Annotated in this window: 18 protein-coding genes; 13 read left to right on the plus strand and 5 right to left on the minus strand. The window is 42.2% G+C overall.

The window, feature by feature from the left end; all coding sequences use genetic code 11:
- Positions 1 to 35 precede the first annotated feature (35 nt).
- The 7 genes from accD (at position 36) to P3L40_RS09100 (ending at position 7,012) form a co-directional block, all read left to right on the plus strand.
- Positions 36 to 1,007, plus strand: coding sequence for an acetyl-CoA carboxylase, carboxyltransferase subunit beta (accD, locus tag P3L40_RS09070; RefSeq protein WP_004257287.1), 972 nt, complete (start codon positions 36 to 38; stop codon positions 1,005 to 1,007).
- Positions 997 to 2,286, plus strand: a complete 1,290-nt coding sequence (gene folC, locus P3L40_RS09075; RefSeq protein ID WP_210852345.1) for a bifunctional tetrahydrofolate synthase/dihydrofolate synthase — start codon at positions 997 to 999, stop codon at positions 2,284 to 2,286. The genes accD and folC overlap by 11 nt, the downstream gene beginning before the upstream one ends.
- A gap of 5 nt (positions 2,287 to 2,291) precedes the next feature.
- Positions 2,292 to 2,933 (plus strand): cell division protein DedD, encoded by a 642-nt coding sequence (gene dedD / locus P3L40_RS09080; protein WP_112307565.1) that lies wholly within the window; start codon positions 2,292 to 2,294, stop codon positions 2,931 to 2,933.
- A 179-nt stretch (positions 2,934 to 3,112) separates the two neighbouring features.
- Positions 3,113 to 3,616, plus strand: a complete 504-nt coding sequence (gene cvpA / locus P3L40_RS09085) for a colicin V production protein (RefSeq protein WP_004257304.1) — start codon at positions 3,113 to 3,115, stop codon at positions 3,614 to 3,616.
- A 14-nt stretch (positions 3,617 to 3,630) separates the two neighbouring features.
- Positions 3,631 to 5,148 (plus strand): amidophosphoribosyltransferase, encoded by a 1,518-nt coding sequence (gene purF, locus P3L40_RS09090; protein ID WP_004257307.1) that lies wholly within the window; start codon positions 3,631 to 3,633, stop codon positions 5,146 to 5,148.
- 292 nt (positions 5,149 to 5,440) lie between these two features.
- Positions 5,441 to 6,265, plus strand: a complete 825-nt coding sequence (locus tag P3L40_RS09095) for a YwqG family protein (protein ID WP_004257311.1) — start codon at positions 5,441 to 5,443, stop codon at positions 6,263 to 6,265.
- A gap of 174 nt (positions 6,266 to 6,439) precedes the next feature.
- A complete protein-coding gene (locus tag P3L40_RS09100; protein ID WP_136135026.1) occupies positions 6,440 to 7,012 on the plus strand; it encodes a UbiX family flavin prenyltransferase in 573 nt (190 codons plus the stop codon).
- Between the two features lie 3 nt (positions 7,013 to 7,015).
- Here P3L40_RS09100 and P3L40_RS09105 read toward each other — a convergent pair whose 3' ends face one another.
- Entirely contained in the window at positions 7,016 to 7,927 is a 912-nt protein-coding gene (locus P3L40_RS09105; RefSeq protein ID WP_094962708.1) for a TIGR01777 family oxidoreductase, read from the minus strand.
- Positions 7,928 to 8,325: 398 nt separating this feature from the next.
- Here P3L40_RS09105 and yfcD point away from each other — a divergent pair, with 398 nt between their 5' ends.
- From yfcD to P3L40_RS09125, 4 genes are all read left to right on the plus strand, one after another.
- Entirely contained in the window at positions 8,326 to 8,868 is a 543-nt protein-coding gene (yfcD, locus tag P3L40_RS09110; protein ID WP_004257328.1) for an NUDIX hydrolase YfcD, read from the plus strand.
- A 238-nt stretch (positions 8,869 to 9,106) separates the two neighbouring features.
- Positions 9,107 to 10,351 (plus strand): M24 family metallopeptidase, encoded by a 1,245-nt coding sequence (locus P3L40_RS09115; RefSeq protein WP_144141280.1) that lies wholly within the window; start codon positions 9,107 to 9,109, stop codon positions 10,349 to 10,351.
- A gap of 10 nt (positions 10,352 to 10,361) precedes the next feature.
- Entirely contained in the window at positions 10,362 to 10,559 is a 198-nt protein-coding gene (locus P3L40_RS09120; protein WP_004257337.1) for a DUF3311 domain-containing protein, read from the plus strand.
- Entirely contained in the window at positions 10,556 to 11,998 is a 1,443-nt protein-coding gene (locus P3L40_RS09125; RefSeq protein ID WP_136135029.1) for a sodium:solute symporter, read from the plus strand. Before P3L40_RS09120 ends, P3L40_RS09125 begins: the two co-directional genes overlap by 4 nt.
- A 62-nt stretch (positions 11,999 to 12,060) precedes the next feature.
- Here the strand turns inward: P3L40_RS09125 and pta are convergent, their stop codons facing one another.
- A complete protein-coding gene (gene pta, locus P3L40_RS09130; RefSeq protein WP_153673987.1) occupies positions 12,061 to 14,190 on the minus strand; it encodes a phosphate acetyltransferase in 2,130 nt (709 codons plus the stop codon).
- An 87-nt stretch (positions 14,191 to 14,277) separates the two neighbouring features.
- Positions 14,278 to 15,480 (minus strand): acetate kinase, encoded by a 1,203-nt coding sequence (ackA, locus tag P3L40_RS09135; RefSeq protein ID WP_004257349.1) that lies wholly within the window; start codon positions 15,478 to 15,480, stop codon positions 14,278 to 14,280.
- A gap of 593 nt (positions 15,481 to 16,073) precedes the next feature.
- Between ackA and yfbV the strand changes: the two genes are divergently transcribed.
- Both yfbV and P3L40_RS09145 read left to right on the plus strand, forming a co-directional pair.
- Positions 16,074 to 16,529 carry a terminus macrodomain insulation protein YfbV gene (yfbV, locus tag P3L40_RS09140; protein WP_004257353.1) on the plus strand — a complete coding sequence of 152 codons (456 nt, stop codon included), beginning with the start codon at positions 16,074 to 16,076 and terminating at the stop codon, positions 16,527 to 16,529.
- 139 nt (positions 16,530 to 16,668) lie between these two features.
- On the plus strand, positions 16,669 to 17,163 hold the full coding sequence (locus P3L40_RS09145; protein WP_210852347.1) for a YfbU family protein: 495 nt from the start codon (positions 16,669 to 16,671) through the stop codon (positions 17,161 to 17,163).
- A 189-nt stretch (positions 17,164 to 17,352) separates the two neighbouring features.
- Here P3L40_RS09145 and P3L40_RS09150 read toward each other — a convergent pair whose 3' ends face one another.
- Together P3L40_RS09150 and P3L40_RS09155 are read right to left on the minus strand one after the other, a co-directional pair.
- A complete protein-coding gene (locus tag P3L40_RS09150; RefSeq protein WP_136135030.1) occupies positions 17,353 to 17,622 on the minus strand; it encodes a PAAR domain-containing protein in 270 nt (89 codons plus the stop codon).
- 99 nt (positions 17,623 to 17,721) lie between these two features.
- Entirely contained in the window at positions 17,722 to 18,201 is a 480-nt protein-coding gene (locus tag P3L40_RS09155; RefSeq protein ID WP_196732348.1) for a hypothetical protein, read from the minus strand.
- Between the last annotated feature and the right edge of the window lie 25 nt (positions 18,202 to 18,226).

The following is an 18,226-nucleotide window of genomic DNA, read 5'->3' on the forward strand; positions in this document are numbered from 1 at the left end:
GATAACCAGAGTGAATCAGACAAAAAGGTCCATTAATGAGCTGGATTGAAAAAATTTTAAAGAAAGGTAACTTGACCCAATCACACAAAGCCAATATCCCTGAAGGGGTTTGGACCAAATGCGATAGCTGCGGGCAAGTATTATATGGTGCTGAATTAGAGCGTAATTTATCCGTGTGTCCAAAATGTGACCACCATATGCGAATTCACGCACGTCAGCGCTTAGAAACCTTCCTTGATGAAAACTCAACAACGGAATTGGGCAGTGAACTTGAGCCAAAAGATATTCTTAAGTTCAAAGATTCAAAAAAATATAAAGACCGTATTGCTGCTGCGCAAAAAGAAACAGGTGAAAAAGACGCGATCATCGTGATGAAAGGCACGTTGAAAGGTATGCCTGTGGTGGCTGCGGCGTTTGAGTTCGCTTTTATGGGCGGTTCAATGGCCTCTGTTGTTGGCGCGCGTTTCGTGCGTGCAGTGGAGCAAGCTCTGGAAGATAACTGCCCGTTGGTTTGTTTCTCTTCAAGTGGCGGTGCGCGTATGCAAGAAGCGCTGTTATCATTGATGCAGATGGCAAAAACCAGTGCAGCTTTGGCAAAATTGCAAGAACGTGGTTTACCTTACATCTCGGTATTGACCGACCCAACCATGGGTGGGGTGTCTGCAAGTTTAGCGATGTTAGGGGATATTAATGTGGCAGAGCCGAAAGCATTAATTGGTTTCGCAGGGCCACGTGTTATCGAACAAACTGTTCGCGAAAAGTTACCGCAAGGTTTCCAACGCAGTGAATTCTTACTTGAGAAAGGCGCGATTGATATGATAGTTCGCCGCCCTGAGATGCGTGATCGCTTAGCTGAAGTGTTAGCGATGTTAACCAATAAACCAAGCTTTAATGACACGCCTATCATCGTAGCGGAAACGGTTGAAATCGACATTAACGCCGTTGATGAACTTGATGCCCAAGAGCCAAAAAAGGATTCTGAAAAGCATAAAAAAGATGATGAGTAATCTAATCATTCCTAATGCCAAGTCTCCATTGGAGGCTTGGCTTTCTTATCTCACCGACTTACATAGTCAAAATATTGATATGGGGTTGGAGCGAGTCGGTCAAGTTGCTAGGAAAATGAACCTAACGCAACCTGCACCTAAAGTTATCACTGTCACTGGGACCAACGGAAAAGGGACAACTTGCCATACGCTAGAGTCTATTTTTATGGCATCTGGGTTAAAAGTTGGGGTTTACAGTTCACCGCACCTTATTCGTTATACCGAACGCGTTCGTATTCAAGGCCAAGAGCTCCCTGAGTTTGATTTCTGTGAAGCATTTGCCACAATTGAAGCACAACGTGCAGATATTTCGCTCACCTATTTTGAATACGGCACCTTGGCGGCGTTACAATTATTTAAGCAAGCTAAACTCGATATTGTGATTTTAGAAGTCGGTTTAGGCGGTCGGTTAGATGCGACCAATGTCGTTGATGCGGATATTGCGGCGATCACCAGTATTGCCTTAGACCATACAGATTGGTTAGGTGCAGACCGTGAACATATTGGTTATGAAAAAGCCGGTATTTTCCGCAAAGGTCACTATGGAGTGGTCGGTGAACCGGACATGCCAGCTTCAATTGCTCAAGTGGCTGAGCAGCTAGGTACACAGCTATTTCGCCGTGGTACGGATTGGCAATACAGTGAGCAAGCAAATAGCTGGTCATGGAAAAGTTCACAGCGTGAATGGCATGATTTACCGTTACCCAATGTACCTTTAGCGAACGCAGCAACAGCGCTGGGTGTGGTGAGTTGCTTATTGGAAATTGATGCTGATATTGCCCAAAAAGTGACTGAGTCCGCCATTCATCAAGGTTTGAAATCAGCTCAATTACCGGGGCGCTTCCAAATTATTGGTGAAAAACCGTTAATGATATTGGATGTGGCGCATAACCCCCATGCCGCAGGGTACTTAGTCAGTAAATTAGCGGCCTTACCGGAAACTAAAAAACGTCGCATTCGCGCGGTGGTTGGGATGCTAGGCGATAAAGATATCAAAGGGACACTTGAGTGCTTATCACAACAAGTCACCGACTGGTACCTTGCGCCATTAACTGAGTTTAGGGGAGCAGATGTGGCCCAACTTAGTCAATATTTACCCACAGCTAACCAGTTTGAAAGCGTAGAAAAAGCGTGGCAGCAAGCTTGCGTCGATGCTAATGAGCAAGATGTGATTGTGGTGTGCGGGTCATTTCATACCGTCGCTCACGTTATGATGTTATTGGAAAATCAAGAAGGATAGTGCCGGTGGCTAGTAAATTTCAGAATCGACTTGCTGGCGCCATTGTGCTTGTTGCAGTGGGGGTCATTGTGCTTCCTGCTCTGCTTGATGGCGATAAGAAATACAATGAAAATGAATTTGCGGCCATTCCTATTATCCCTAAACCAGGTGATGAAGAAGACATTGAGGCAATAGCGCCTATTGTAAGTACGACAACAACAGCTTCTTCAGAAGGGGCTTCTGAAGCCATGTTATCAGAAGCGATTACGCAGCAGCAAAACGAACAGGTTGAAACACGGCCATCGACGACGACTCCGGCACCAAGCGTAGTTGAACCCACAAAGCCAGAACCGAAGCCTGAGCCTAAAGTTGAGCCGAAGCCACAACCGAAACCTGAACCTAAGCCCGAGCCGAAACCTCAGCCACAAGGCAAAGCATTTGTGGTGCAAGTCATCGCATTGAACAATGCGAGTAAAGTTGAGGAGATAGTCGCACAACTCAGGTTGTCTGGTTACCAAGTTTATACTGTTCCTGCAAAACCAGTGAATAATAAACTCACGCGGATTTACGTAGGGCCTGAGGCCTCAAGGCAAAGGCTAGAAGCGGCTTTACCAGAACTGAATAGGATTACGGGAACAAAAGGGATAATTCAAAGCTATAAACCTTAAAATAGAATTTAAATAATCCCTAAAAGGTAAGGGGATTTAGTAACTTACTGCGGCGATTATGATTTTTTCTTTTCGCCGCTATTTTTTTTAATTTGATAGAAAAATGGTTACGCAAACGTTTTCGTTTTCTGTTAGAATGCACTTCGCTGATGTCGCGAGTGCGAATTTTGGAATGGAATATGGTCTGGATAGATTACACAATTATCGCCATTATTGGCTTCTCGGCATTAGTTAGCTTGATCCGTGGGTTTGTACGAGAGGCGCTCTCACTGGTTACATGGGGCTGTGCTTTTTTTGTTGCAAGTACGTTTTATCCTTATTTAGCTGACTATTTTACTCGCTTTGAGGATGTGCTGGTTAGAAATGGCATTGCTATCGCCGCACTGTTTATTGCCACTTTGATTGTTGGCGCAGTCGTAAACTATGTGATTAGCTCATTAGTACAAAAAACGGGGTTGTCAGGCACAGATCGTGTTCTGGGGATCTGCTTCGGTGCGTTGCGTGGTGTATTGATTGTTTCGGCATTGCTGTTTTTTCTCGATACCTTTACACCATTACCTCAAAGTGAGGACTGGCAGCGTTCGGAACTTATTCCGCAGTTCAGTCATATAATCAGGTGGTTTTTTGACTACCTGCAAAATGCGTCAAGTTTCCTACCGGAGAACATTTCTCCGTCTGGCTGATGAGGAAAGACTAAATGTGCGGTATTGTCGGTATCGCCGGTGTTACACCGGTAAACCAATCAATTTATGATGCTCTCACGGTGCTTCAACATCGTGGGCAAGATGCAGCAGGTATTGCCACTATTGATGGCAAAAACAACATTCGTTTACGCAAAGCAAATGGCCTTGTTAAAGATGTGTTTGAAACACGTCATATGCTGAGATTACAGGGCTGCATGGGGTTAGGGCACGTCCGTTACCCAACGGCAGGTAGCTCAAGTGCTTCCGAGGCGCAACCTTTCTACGTAAACTCACCTTTTGGTATTACACTTGCGCATAATGGTAATCTGACAAACGCTCATGAACTCACTCGGAGTTTATTTGAAACAGCGCGCCGCCATGTTAACACCACTTCTGATTCTGAAATATTACTGAACGTATTAGCCCATGAGCTGGATAGGTTTGATCATTTCCCTCTCGAGCCAGACAATGTTTTCAGTGCTGTGTCCGCGATGCACAAAAAATTACGCGGTGCGTATGCTTGTGTGGCATTAATTATTGGCCATGGCATGTTAGCCTTCCGTGATCCTCACGGTATTCGTCCGTTAGTATTAGGGCGCCGCATTACTGAAAGTGGTGAACATGAATATATGGTCGCTTCTGAAAGTGTTGCGCTTGATACTTTAGGTTTCGAGTTTTTACGCGATGTGGCGCCTGGCGAAGCGGTATATGTGACAGAAAAAGGCCAATTATTTACACGCCAATGTTCTGATAACCCACAATTAACCCCATGTATTTTTGAGTATGTCTATTTTGCTCGCCAAGACTCTTTTATTGATAAAGTGTCGGTGTATAACGCAAGGTTACGTATGGGGCAAAAACTGGGCGCTAAAATTGCTCGCGAATGGGAAGACTTAAACATCGATGTGGTAATTCCTATTCCAGAAACATCGTGTGATATCGCCTTAGAAATCGCGCATATTCTTGATAAACCGTACCGCCAAGGTTTCGTGAAAAACCGCTATGTAGGCCGTACATTTATCATGCCGGGTCAGCAAGAACGTCGTAAATCGGTGCGCCGTAAGCTTAATGCGAACCGTGCGGAGTTTCGTGATAAAAACGTCTTACTTATCGACGACTCCATTGTACGCGGAACAACATCGGAGCAAATTGTTGAGCTTGCGCGTGAAGCCGGAGCAAAAAATGTTTACTTTGCCTCAGCGGCACCCGAAGTGCGTTTCCCTAACGTATATGGCATTGATATGCCAAATGCAAATGAATTGATTGCACACGGGCGCGAAGTGGATGAAATTCGCAAACTTATCGGCGCAGATGGGCTAATTTTCCAAGATTTAACGGATTTAGTCGACGCGGTGCGTGAAGAAAACCCTGAAATTACAGAATTTGAGTGTTCCGTGTTTGATGGCATTTATGTGACCAAAGATATCGACCAAAGTTATTTAGACTACCTAGAAAACTTACGAAAAGACGATGAGTTAAAGTTGAAGGATCAGAGTGAGGTTGAAGACCTAGAGATTTATAACGAAGGCTAAATTTTCGTCAATTTTCGTCATAGTTTGGGCTACAGCGTTGTTGGCTTCACAAATTCGCCCTAGTCACGTAGTTTTCTACGCTCCTAGGGTCTCTTTGCTAGCCGCCTAGCTGTAACCCTAACTATATAGAAAATCCACAGTGATTCTGATTTTTCCCATCTTTAATCTGTAGCCTAAAATATCAAGAAAACTATGACGTCAAATGAAGGCCTAAGTTACAGTTATATCTGATTTAAAATACGTAAAAATCGAGTAAGCTAGAGGGACATTAACTGCCTATTTGGAGCGATATATGGCTGATTTCAACTCCCTCCCTGATGTGATTAAACCTTTCGCAGATAAAATCAAAGCCACTAAAAAACCGCTTGTTGAAATGACGTTAACCCCTATTGAAGACTATGTTTTATGGGATAGTCGTGTTGGGGGAATGCCGTATTTGCCACTAAATGAAAAATACCCGACGAATAGCGAAGGGATGCCACTCAAGTTGCTTGCTCAAATTAATTTTGCACAAATGCCTAAATTAGAAAATTACCCTGAAAAGGGGATTTTACAGTTTTTTATTGGTGGTGATGATTTATATGGGGCTGATTTTGAGCAGCGACAAAAACAAGAAGATTTCCGTATTATTTATTGGGAAGAGGTTATTGAAGATACTCAGCAATTAACCCAAGATTTTTCTGCGGTGATTGCTGCCCATTCTGATGACTACTATACCCCCATAGACCATCAATACAGTATTGAATATACGCCTGCGGAGCAGTACATCAGCATCGATGATTTCCAATTTGGCCAGAAAATATTAGGGGTCGACAACCTCTATGATTATGAAGAGCAATTTGAAGGGGAAGATTTTTACGATGAATGGGTTGAGCCCTACAGTGATACGTTTGAATCAGGGGCACACTGCATCGGCGGCTATCCGTTTTTCACTCAAACCGACCCAAGAGAATACGAAGAAGATATTCAACAATATGAATTGCTTCTACAAATAAATACCGATTATGAAATAGGGATCATGTGGGGAGATATGGGAGTCGGTAATTTCTTTATTCACCCAGATGATCTGAAAAAACGTGATTTTAGTCGTGTGGTGTATAATTGGGATTGCGGCTGATCCAGAAATCCTTTTTGCCTTTTAACCTGTAGCGTTGTTGGCTGTAGGCTAAAATAATGAGTGAGTTATTAGTCGCCTATTTAATTAATTTTAATGCTTTCTTTGCATCTGCAACCGTGGCGTATTTCGTATATAATGCTCAATTATCGTTTGCTTGGGTGGTTAGGTAGGGAAATGAAGAAACTTATCATTGGGTTAACAGGGGCGAGTGGGGCTATTTATGGTGTCCGCTTGCTTGAAGTGTTGAAACCGCTCAAAGGTGTAGAAACCCATTTGGTGATGAGTGCGGCCGCCCGTCAAACATTAGCACTTGAAACAACTTACACGGTGAAAGACGTTCAACAGTTAGCCGACCATAACTATGACAGCCGCGATATTGCCGCTGCAATTTCCTCCGGTTCGTTCCGTACTGCTGGGATGGTGATCATGCCTTGCACCATGAAAACGTTATCAGGTATTGTTCACAGTTATACTGATACGTTGGTCACTAGGGCGGCGGATGTAGTGCTTAAAGAAGGTAAAAAATTGGTGTTAGGTGTACGCGAAACGCCATTGCACGTCGGCCATTTACGTTTGATGGTGCAAGCGGCGGAGATGGGAGCCGTGATTATGCCTCCCATGCCTGCGTTTTATCACCAGCCTGAGACTATTCAAGATATTATTGACCAAACAGTTAATCGTATCCTTGATCAGTTTGATATCGAACTGGAACAAGACCTATTTCATCGTTGGCAGGGGGGGAAATAACCCTTACTCATCAGTATGTGGAATAAGTAAGTCAGTTAGCGCTTCTTTTAACTCGATATGTTCAAATTGAAAGCCTGCCTCTTCTAACCGTTTGGGGATCGCCTGTTGGCCACCCAATACCAGCGCTGCGGATTCCCCCATGATGGCTTTAATCACAAAAGCGGGCGTTCGTACAAATGAAGGGCGATTAATAACTTCACCTAACGTGGCGGAAAATAGGTCATTATGGACTGGATAAGGTGAGGTCATATTAAAGGGGCCAGAAAGCGTTGGGTTATCTAATAGAAAACAAATTGCACGAACCATATCGTTGATATGTATCCACGGCATGTATTGTTTCCCGTCACCAATTGGCCCACCTGCACCCATTTTAAAAATGGGGAGAATTTTGGCAAGTAAACCGCCATTCGCTGATAACACAAGGCCAGTGCGTAATAAACAAACGCGAGTTTTTTCTGACTGAGCATTAGCGGCTAAAGCTTCCCAATGCTGTGTGAGTTGGTGAGTAAATTCATCATGGGGCTGTTCGTCTTCGGTAACGACCGATTGGCCCTGATTGCCATAATAGCCGACAGCAGAGCCCGATAAAAATACCCGGGGAGGGGTTTCACTGGCTGTGATTAACTCACTAAGCTGCTGAGTTAACTTCCAACGGCTATCACACAGTAACTTTTTTTGTTCCTCTGTCCAGCGCTTATCAGCAATAGGTTCGCCTGCTAGGTTAATGACAGCATCGAAGTCATTTAAGTGGGTTTTACCATTGAGAGACGTCCAGCACTCAACAGCCTTGCAAAATTGGCTATAAACTTTTTGTGGAGAGCGGCTTAATACAGTAACCTGATGCTCAAGAGAAATCAGTTTTTGGATTAGTGGTGTTCCGATTAGCCCGGTGCCGCCTGTTATGAGTATCTTCATCGCCATCCCCGTCATATTTCAAACCGCAGCGTTGTTGCTTACGTTCTGTCACCTTAGTCACATACTTGTGTATGCTCCTAAGGCTGCCATCTCTTGGCGCCTAGCTGCAATTTGAACTATTTAGGGGATATCCCTGAGATCAGTAACAAACTACAGCGTTATGATTTAACTATAGCATTTGTGAACACAATTTGTATGATTTGCTTAGCCTGCCTTTAAAAAATTCGGTTTCATTATCACTGTAATAAGAAGTGCTTTTTATGATGGCAACCAATCACAAATTCAGCTAGGATCATTTTCATAGGTGCGGATCAATGCAGATTGGTATTGTCAGGCATACAATAAGAATCAGTCTAATGATATAAGCAGTTTTAGCTTAAAAATAAAAGGTTTACAGGATGGAACAACAAACCGAAGTTGTTGAATGGGTCGATATTGTTGATGAAGACAATACTGTGATTGCTCAGGCAACACGTAGCCAAATGCGAGCAGAAAACCTACGTCATCGTGCAACTTACATTGTTGTTCATGATGGAATGGGCAAAATATTGGTTCAACGACGCACAGACATTAAAGATTTTCACCCCGGTTTCCTCGATGCAACAGCTGGAGGAGTGGTTACGCAAGGTGAAAACATTCTTGATTCTGCAAAGCGTGAAGCTGAAGAAGAGCTAGGTATTGCTGGCGTTCCTTTTGCTGAACATGGCCATTTTTACTTTGAAGATGCGCATTGTCGTGTATGGGGTGGTTTGTTTAGCTGTGTGAGCCATGGTCCATTTGCTTTACAAGAATCTGAAGTTGTTGAGGTCAGTTGGTTGACCCCTAAAGAGATCAGCGCACGCTGTGACGAATTTACGCCGGATTCACTTAAAGCGCTTTCTTTATGGTTGACTCGGAATAATGAGTTAGAAAAAACCATCACTTGTGCTGAAAACTCATAGTTGATCAGATTAAAATTGTTAAAGGGCTATTTTATTTAGTCCTTTACTTTATTTCTCCCAAAATCAAATCTCTAGCAAAGTTAATTTCAAGCTAATATATAACGATTAGTTATAACAAACTTGCAAGCTAAACGATGTATTCATTTCTACACTAGATATAATGTGACAGATCTTAACATTTATCGTTTGCGATATGATGCACTGCTTGGTGTATACATGACGCTTCGAGAGAATAAAAATGACAATTGATAAACAAGATGCTTTTTTGAAACAACAACACCTTGATAACGTAACCAATAAAGCCCGTGAGATTATGGAGCGTGAAGGAATTGAAGCGTTAATCGCAACCGTGGGTGATAACTTTTATCACTTAACCGGTTTTGCGAGCTTCTTTATGTACACTTTCAGGCAAACAGGTTCGGCGATTGCGGTTATTTTTCGTGATCCTTCTATTCAATCATTGGTTATTATGAATGAATTTGAAGCGGCAAATTTGTCACTTCAAATGCCTAACGCAAGGATTAAAACATTTCCAATTTGGGTGGATGTTGATGACCCTTACAATCCTGAAAATGGCAAAGTGATGAAGGCAAGGCCAATTAATAGCCCAATAGAAACCATTTTCAATTTACTCAAAGAGGCGTTGTCAGAAGCGGGAGTTTATTGTAAACCGGTTGCAATTGAATTAAACCAAATTACACATACAGGTAAAGTATGGTTGGATAAGGTTATTCCTGAATTAAATTTGGTTGATTCTTCGCCGCTATTTAATGAATTACGCATGATTAAAAGCCCGTGGGAAATTGCTCATCTTAGAAAATCAGCACAAATTACAGAGGCTGGTATTGCTGCTGCGAGTAAATTGATCAAAGTCGGCTGTACTTCAGCGGAATTAACCGCCGCTTTTAAAGCGAAAGTGATGGAATTTCCTGAAACGAATTATAGCCGCTTCAATTTAATTTCAGTGGGCAGTGATTTTTCACCGAAAATGATCCCTGATGACCAACCTGCAAAAGAAGGGGATTTAATTAAATTTGACTGTGGCGTTGATGTGGCAGGTTATGGTGCTGATATTGCACGTACATTTGTGGTTGGTAAACCGAATGAAAAAGTCGCTGCTATTTATCAAACTATCTTAAAAGGCCATCAATATATGTTAAGTCGAGTTGCGCCCGGCGTTGCATTAAGTGATGTTTTCAATGAAACAATGGCACTCATTCGTTCTTCGGGTTTGCCCCATTATAACCGTGGGCACTTAGGCCATGGGGACGGGGTGTTCGTTGGGTTGGAAGAAGCCCCTTTTGTGAGCGCTGCGACCACAGAAATATTTCGAGCTGGGATGGTAATGAGCTTAGAAACACCTTATTACGGGATTGGTGTTGGCGGTATTATGATTGAAGATATGCTTCTGATTACTGAAGACGGTGTGGAAATGTTAAGTCATTTGCCTCGTGAATTGATTTCTTTCGGGCAAGTGGAATAAGGGGCGGAATATGAAGTGGTATCATTATTTAGTTATTTTCCCAATCCTAGCGTTAACCGTGGGTATCTATTATGCCAACCAAGTAGAGCCTTTTGTTATGGGCTTGCCATTTTTAATGTTCTGGATTGTCTCATGGGTGATTGTTACAGCCTTAGTTATGTTACTAATCAATATATTAGATAATAAAAATACTAAGGAAACATCATGAGCTCCGCGCTAATTATTATTACTGTTTTCTTCCTGTTTAGTATTTATCTTGCTATTCGTGCGAAGAAAGGAAAAACGATGGACCATGAAGGGTGGTCTGTCGGTGGTCGTAGTTATGGTGCACTGTTAGTTTTCTTGCTGAGTGCGGGGGAAATATATACCACGTTTACCTTCCTTGGCGGGAGTGGCTGGGCTTATGGTAAAGGCCCTGCGATTCTATATACCTTGGCAGTCAATGCTTTTATGGGGATCTTTTTATACTGGGTACACCCAAGGGTATGGCGATTCGCAAAAGATAATGATGTCAGAACGATTTCTGAGTTATTTACCAAAAAGTATCAAAGCCCGGGGTTAGGGTTATTAATTAGCTTAATATCTATTGCTGCAATGGTGCCTTTATTTGTTTTACAGCTTAAAGGATTAGGCATTATTGTTTCTCAAGCGTCTTATGGCGCAATTCCAGCAGATATTGCCATTTGGATTGGAATTATTGCAGTGACGTTATTTGTGATGATTTCAGGAATTCATGGCTCAGCTTGGACATCAGCACTAAAAGACTTAATGATTTTAATTGTGGTGGTTTTTATCGGTATTTATATTCCACTTCATTATTACGGTAGTTTTGGGGACATGTTTAAAGCGATAGATACGGCGATGCCAAGCTTTTTAACATTCTCCGAAACGGGGCTAAATATCCCTTGGTATATTTCCACAATATTCTTATCTGTGGTTGCCTATTTCTGTTGGCCGCATTATATGGCCGCAGTGTTTACCGCAAAAGATGAAAAATCACTGAAACGTAATAGTATTCTGATCCCAGCGTACAGTTTGATTATGCTATTCGCATTTTTCGTTGGTTATGCATCCATATTGCAAATTCCACATCTTGAAGGGGCGGCAGTGGATTTATCGCTGTTTGAGATATCTAAGAGCACCTTCTCACCGATTGTGGTTGGTTTTATTGGTGCGGCAGGGATGTTAACCGCATTAGTACCTGGTTCGATGTTGTTGCTAACTACTTCTAATATGTTAGCGGGAGTTGTGCAAAAAGCGATGGGAGTAAGTGAAGAAAAACGCCAGTCTGGTGTGTATGCTCGCTTTATGGTACCTGTCGTTGCGTTGGTCAGCTTGTATTTTATTTTCCACAGTAATGATACCTTAGTGGCTATTATGTTACTCGGGGTCAATATTGTCGCGCAGTTTTTCCCTGCTTTACTGATGAGCTTTAAACAGCAAAACCCAATGACATCAGCGGGTGCTATTTGTGGAATTTCTGCGGGGGTTTTATTCCTTGCGGTAACCTATATAGAGAAAATTTCTTTAGCACAATTGTTCCCTTGGTTAGGAGAAAGTTTGAGCTTTATGAATATCGGTATTGCTGCATTTATTCTGAATATTATTGTTGCGGTAGTGGTTTCATTATTTACGCGTAAAAGATAGTTAAAAATAATCAGGCAATAAAAAAGCGCTCAGTTGAGCGCTTTTTAGCAGAAAGAGATGAATTAAGCGTTTTCGTTTTGTACTGCTTGGATAGCAGTTAACGCAACGGTATACACGATGTCATCAACTAATGCACCGCGTGACAAGTCATTGACTGGTTTACGCATACCTTGCAGCATTGGACCAATAGAGACTAAGTCTGCAGAACGTTGTACGGCTTTATACGTGGTATTACCGGTATTTAAGTCAGGGAAGATAAATACGGTCGCTTTACCTGCAACTGGTGAATTAGGTGCTTTGGACTTAGCAACATCCGCCATAACAGCCGCGTCATATTGTAATGGACCATCGATAATTAAATCAGGGCGTTTTTCTTGTGCTAAACGCGTTGCTTCACGCACTTTCTCAACATCACTACCCGCACCTGAATCGCCTGTAGAGTAAGAAATCATCGCAACACGTGGGTCGATACCGAACGCTTTAGCAGAATCCGCAGATTGGATAGCGATTTCAGATAATTGCTCTGCAGTTGGGTCTGGGTTGATAGCGCAGTCACCGTACACAAATACTTGTTCTGGTAATAACATAAAGAACACAGAAGAAACTAATGAGCTACCCGGTGCTGTTTTAATTAATTGCAACGGTGGACGGATAGTATTTGCCGTCGTATGAACAGCACCAGAAACTAGGCCATCCACTTCGCCTTTCTCTAGCATTAATGTGCCTAATACAACGTTATCTTCTAATTGCTCACGAGCAACAACCTCAGTCATTCCTTTGCTCTTACGTAATTCAACGAGGCGAGCAACGTATTCTTCGCGTACTTTAACTGGGTCAACAATTTCAATACCAGTGCCGAGTTCAATACCTTGTGCGGCAGCAACACGACGAATATCTTCTGGGTTACCTAATAGAACACAAGTTGCAATGCCGCGCTCTGCACAGATAGATGCAGCTTTAACTGTACGCGGTTCGTCGCCTTCAGGAAGAACGATTCGTTTGCCAGCTTTACGTGCTAATTCAGTTAACTGATAACGGAATGCTGGTGGTGATAGGCGGTTAGGGCGTTCTGAGTCAGCAACCAGTGATTCAATCCAATCGCTACTAATATGACGAGCCACATAGTTTTGAATTTTTTCAATACGTTCATGGTCATCAGCTGGGACTTCTAAGCTAAAGCTTTGTAGATTCAGCGATGTTTGCCATGTATTGCTTTTCACCATGAAAACAGGCAGGCCGGTTTCGAAAGCTTGCTCACACAGCTGGCGAATAGGCGCATCGATGTTGTAACCACCCGTTAGTAGAACTGCACCGATTTCAACCCCGTTCATTGCCGCTAGTGAGGCAGAAACTAATACATCAGGGCGATCCGCTGAGGTCACTAATAATGATCCTGGGCGGAAGTGTTCAAGCATGTGCGGAATGCTACGAGCGCAGAAAGTCACTGATTTAACACGACGAGTTTTGATTTCGCCTTCGTTAACAATCTCTGCACCTAAGTGTTTTGCCATGTCAATTGCACGGGTGGCAATTAAATCAAAGTTCCATGGAATGGATGCCAGTACAGGCAGATTCAGCGCAGAAAGTTGCTTAGTATCGAGGTTAGCCACAGTCGCTTTGGTTGAATCATCAAAGATTTCAGATAGGTCAGGGCGAGTACGACCTTGTTCATCAACAGGTGCATTCACCTTATTGATAATAACGCCGATGATATTTTTATTACGTTGGCCGCCAAATTCGTTACGTACTAACTCTAAACGCTCTTGCATTTGTGTGATTGAACTGTTGCCTGGTGCAGTGACGAAAACAATCTCTGCGCCTAATGTTTTGGCAATTTCATAGTTTAATGATTGAGCAAATGAATGTTTACGCGTTGGCACTAAACCTTCAATTAAAATCACTTCCGCATTTTTTGTGTGGTCATGATAGCGAGCGACGATTTCTTCCATTAACACATCTTTTTTGGAAGAGGTCAGTAGCGATTCTACGTATTCCATTGTTAGTGGTTCAACAATGGTGGTAATACTTGAATGAGAGCGCAGGACTTCAGTGGTTTGGTCTTTATTGCCAGAGACGCGTGGCTGTGCGATAGGTTTGAAAACGCTTAATTGAACACCTTTTTGTTCCATTGAGCGAACGACACCTAGGCTAACGCTAGTTAAGCCAACGCTGGTGCCAGTAGGTATTAACATAATTGTACGGGACACGGGAACCTCTTTATTTCGGTTACTCTAATGACAAAACGATACCGCCAGCAGGTTGCTGGCGGTAGAAGTTGCTTATGCGGTTAAACGCGCAGTATCTTGGGCGATAACCAACTCTTCATTGGTTGCGATAACCAGTGCTGGGCGGCTGTTATCGGTAGTGATTAAACCTTCTTTACCGAAGCGCGCCGCTAAGTTACGTTCGTGGTCATATTCGAAACCAAGGATAGCCAGTTTCTTCAAGGTAATTTCACGAACTTGCGCTGAGTTTTCACCAATACCACCCGTGAAGATGATAGCATCAAGGCGGCCTTCCATCAGAGCACTATATGCACCAACGTATTTCGCCAAACGATGGCAGAAAACATCCATTGCGCGAGTTGCGTCTTCTTTAGTGCCGTAGTTATCTTCAACATAGCGGCAGTCACTTGTTACACCAGTTAAACCTAATAAACCAGACTCTTTGGTCAGCATCTTGTTGATTTGCTCAACACTCATACCTAAAGAATCATGTAAATGGAAAATAATTGCAGGGTCGATATCACCACTACGTGTTCCCATTACCAGACCTTCTAATGGCGTTAAACCCATTGAAGTATCAACGCATTTACCGTTAACAATAGCAGTAACAGAACCACCATTGCCTAGGTGGCAAGTGATAACATTTAGCTCATCAACAGGTTTGTTGAGTTTTTTCGCAGCTTCACGGGAAACATAGTAATGGCTTGTACCGTGCGCACCATAACGGCGAATACTATGCTCTGAATATAATTCGTATGGCAATGCATACAGATAAGCTTCCTGCGGCATGGTCTGATGGAATGCGGTATCAAAGACAGCGACATTTTTGTTGACCAGATGCGGGAAGGATTTTCTTGCTTCTTCAATACCGATGAGATGAGCAGGGTTATGCAATGGCGCGAATGGAATAGCCGCTTCGATGCCTTCAATCACTTCATCTGTGATTAATACAGAAGAGGTAAATTTCTCACCACCATGAACAATACGGTGACCGATGGAGGTGATTTGCTCTGATAGCTCAGGTTTTTCAGCAAGAATAGTGTTAACAATGAAATCCAATGCTTCGCTATGCGCTGCACCAGCACCTAAAGGCGCTTCTTTCTTAGCACCATCCATTTTCCACTTAATACGGGCTTCCGGGAGGTTAAAGCACTCAGCTAATCCAGATAAAAATTCATCGCCATTAGTTGGGTCGATGATGGCGAATTTCAGTGAGGAGCTACCGCAGTTTAGAACCAGTACCAGCTTACTTGACATGGAAATACCTATCGTTAATTGTTGTTGTGAAGCCTTTTAAAAACATGAAAAGACTCAGATATAAAAATATACCGCTAGAGCCTAGCGTATTTATGACCTGAAACATCATGATTGATATCATGTTAAAGGCGAAAAAAGTTAAAGATCGTGAGATCTTCAGGGGTTGATAACGCAGGCGCTATTCTTTTCTACAGAAGGTTATAAAAGTAAACCTCTGCACCTAGTGTTGAAATAACGACCAACAACCCCAATATATAACTGTTGTCTATCTTCAGTATCGAAGATGGATAAAGCTAAAAAATAACAAGTGCAACAGCAATTCTAAATGTGGCAGATTCTACTAAAATTATTTTATATTTTATACGTTTTTTTTAAAAATAGGGACTTTGATTGATTAAAATCATAAGTGACGTATAAAGTAGTGTTATAGCACAGGGTTACGTTGCTATTAGAATAGCTGATATTTAGTAAATTGACTTAACTTAAGGTAAATGTAATGAAATAATTTCGTTACCTTAAATGTGCTATCATTTTACCATGCGTAATTTATAAATTATTGCCTCAGTTTTTAAGAAGTCGATAGGAAACGTTTCATGAGTACATTGCAAAGTACACCGCCCGGTTTTTTTAAGCGCTTTAGATTAGGTAACCGCTATCTGAAGGCTTTTCCTATGGAGAAAAAACTGTCGCCGATATTCCCCGAAATTCGTATTAACAAGGCGGTACGCTTTGGTATTCGCTTTATGCCGCCCATTGCAATTTTTACATTAGCATGGCAAATCGCGTTAGGTGGGCAATTGGGGCCTGCCATTGCCACGGCACTTTTTGCCTGTAGTTTGCCAATGCAAGGCTTATGGTGGTTAGGAAAACGTGCGGCGACGCCTTTGCCATCCAGCTTGCTAAGCTGGTTTTATGAGATCCGTGATAAATTTACCGAAGCGGGAATTGCGATGGCACCAGTTGAACACCAACCCGATTATATGGCGTTGGCTGACTTGCTAAAACGTGCATTTAACCAGCTAGATCGTTCCTTTATGGAAGATATCTAAGGGATAATTTCTATTAAAAGGTAGATTTAACAATAAGTAATGCAAAAATAGTGTTTAGATCAATAAAAGCGATGTTTTCACTGTCTATGATTGATGTTGAATGCGAAGATAAGCCATACTTTTTAGTGGGAGAACCCTGATGGAAATGACTAACGCACAACGCTTGATCTTATCTAATCAATATAAAATGATGACCATGCTTGACCCCGATAATGCAGAACGTTATCGCCGACAACAAACCATTATTGAACGTGGTTTCGGTTTACAAATGCGTGAGTTAGACAGAGACTTTGGTCATTTAAGTGAAGATACCTGCCGTACTGTTATTGATATAATGGAAATGTACCATGCGCTGCAAGTCTCTTATAGCAACATGGCTAATAAGGAAGACATTGATGGCCGCCGTGTGCAATTTTTGGGCTTTGATGCGGCAACAGAAGCACGTTATCTGAGCTATGTCCGTTTTATGGTCAACACGGAAGGGCGTTATACCCACTTTGACAGCGGGACGCATGGGTTTAACTCGCAAACGCCAATGTGGGAAAAATATAATCGTATGTTAGCGATTTGGCATGCATGTCCAAGGCAGTATCATTTATCAGCAGTGGAGATTGCCCAAATTTTAAATGCCTAATGCTCGTCATTCTTCGCGCTGTTGCGTTCGGCGACTCGGGTCACGTACATTTGTATGTTCCCCGAGATATCTTCTCTAGTCGCCTAGCTACAGCGTGAATATTTAGAGCATATTTGCTTGTCATTAGTAAAGCAGTAACACGTGACACTGATATGCGAGCTATATGAGCAAGTTAAAACACATTAACATTTAGCCTACAGCAACAAGCACACAGCCCCCAGAACATCCACAAGCGACTTTATGGCCTTCTAATGCAACAGGAATACCATTAATCTTCATTAAGCTATCACCTTCAATGATAGTGCCGGTTTTTTTACATGAAGGACAATAAACCGAGTTGCCTACACAAGCGACCCCTTGGGTTTGTTTGGCGAGAGAAGAAGCCGTTAGAACCGTGCCGCCTGTATTGGTAGTATCATTTTTTAAAATGAGTTTTCTGCCGTTCACAAGACTACGCATTGCGTTTTTTCTCCTGATCAAGCTTTGCTAAAAGCTGTTCAAGCTGATACTTAAAATCACCTGTTTTACGTAAAAAATTAGGGTGCTTTTCTGAAAAAGTTAGCAAATACTAAAAATGTCAAAAAAGTGACCTATAAACCAAATGACAAGTAAAACAGCAACAATGCTAGCTACGCCAGCAGCATACAATAGAAGAGAAATAGCGAGAACACTCCCATTTAGCGCTAACGCTATCCTGCCCGATTTTTTGTTTTCATGGCGAATAAATGAAATAGCAGTCAAAATAATGCCAAACACACTGAGCGTTATACTAATTTGTTTGGATAATTCAATTTTATCTAATAAAAGCTGTCGCTGTTCATTGGCAGGATCAACAGTAGGAGCTTGATACGCTTTTCCTTTAATTGCATCGATTGTCGCTTTTTTTATACTACTTACCTTTTCATGAACAATTTGCTCTAACTTAGGTTTGGATTGGACGTATTCACGCTCAAGGCTTTGATTAACAAGTATTACAAGAATGCTAAAAGCTCCAATGATGATGGCAATTAAACTGAATCGATTATAAACCATAGACATAGTCACTAATATTCCCTATTAAATT

Source organism: Providencia sp. PROV040, from assembly GCF_032706145.1.
In the GTDB taxonomy this organism is placed as follows: domain Bacteria; phylum Pseudomonadota; class Gammaproteobacteria; order Enterobacterales; family Enterobacteriaceae; genus Providencia; species Providencia hangzhouensis.

Excerpts from the sequence above, each read along its gene's own strand:
- P3L40_RS09095 (WP_004257311.1), top strand. The coding sequence starts at position 5,441 with ATGGCTGATTTCAACTCCCTCCCTGATGTGATTAAACCTTTCGCAGAT.
- P3L40_RS09120 (WP_004257337.1), top strand. The coding sequence starts at position 10,362 with ATGAAGTGGTATCATTATTTAGTTATTTTCCCAATCCTAGCGTTAACC.
- yfcD (WP_004257328.1), top strand. The coding sequence starts at position 8,326 with ATGGAACAACAAACCGAAGTTGTTGAATGGGTCGATATTGTTGATGAA.
- P3L40_RS09155 (WP_196732348.1), bottom strand. The coding sequence starts at position 18,201 with ATGTCTATGGTTTATAATCGATTCAGTTTAATTGCCATCATCATTGGA.
- P3L40_RS09150 (WP_136135030.1), bottom strand. The coding sequence starts at position 17,622 with ATGCGTAGTCTTGTGAACGGCAGAAAACTCATTTTAAAAAATGATACT.
- P3L40_RS09115 (WP_144141280.1), top strand. The coding sequence starts at position 9,107 with ATGACAATTGATAAACAAGATGCTTTTTTGAAACAACAACACCTTGAT.
- accD (WP_004257287.1), top strand. The coding sequence starts at position 36 with ATGAGCTGGATTGAAAAAATTTTAAAGAAAGGTAACTTGACCCAATCA.
- pta (WP_153673987.1), bottom strand. The coding sequence starts at position 14,190 with ATGTTAATACCTACTGGCACCAGCGTTGGCTTAACTAGCGTTAGCCTA.
- P3L40_RS09145 (WP_210852347.1), top strand. The coding sequence starts at position 16,669 with ATGGAAATGACTAACGCACAACGCTTGATCTTATCTAATCAATATAAA.
- folC (WP_210852345.1), top strand. The coding sequence starts at position 997 with ATGATGAGTAATCTAATCATTCCTAATGCCAAGTCTCCATTGGAGGCT.
- purF (WP_004257307.1), top strand. The coding sequence starts at position 3,631 with ATGTGCGGTATTGTCGGTATCGCCGGTGTTACACCGGTAAACCAATCA.
- P3L40_RS09105 (WP_094962708.1), bottom strand. The coding sequence starts at position 7,927 with ATGAAGATACTCATAACAGGCGGCACCGGGCTAATCGGAACACCACTA.
- yfbV (WP_004257353.1), top strand. The coding sequence starts at position 16,074 with ATGAGTACATTGCAAAGTACACCGCCCGGTTTTTTTAAGCGCTTTAGA.
- P3L40_RS09125 (WP_136135029.1), top strand. The coding sequence starts at position 10,556 with ATGAGCTCCGCGCTAATTATTATTACTGTTTTCTTCCTGTTTAGTATT.
- ackA (WP_004257349.1), bottom strand. The coding sequence starts at position 15,480 with ATGTCAAGTAAGCTGGTACTGGTTCTAAACTGCGGTAGCTCCTCACTG.
- cvpA (WP_004257304.1), top strand. The coding sequence starts at position 3,113 with ATGGTCTGGATAGATTACACAATTATCGCCATTATTGGCTTCTCGGCA.
- P3L40_RS09100 (WP_136135026.1), top strand. The coding sequence starts at position 6,440 with ATGAAGAAACTTATCATTGGGTTAACAGGGGCGAGTGGGGCTATTTAT.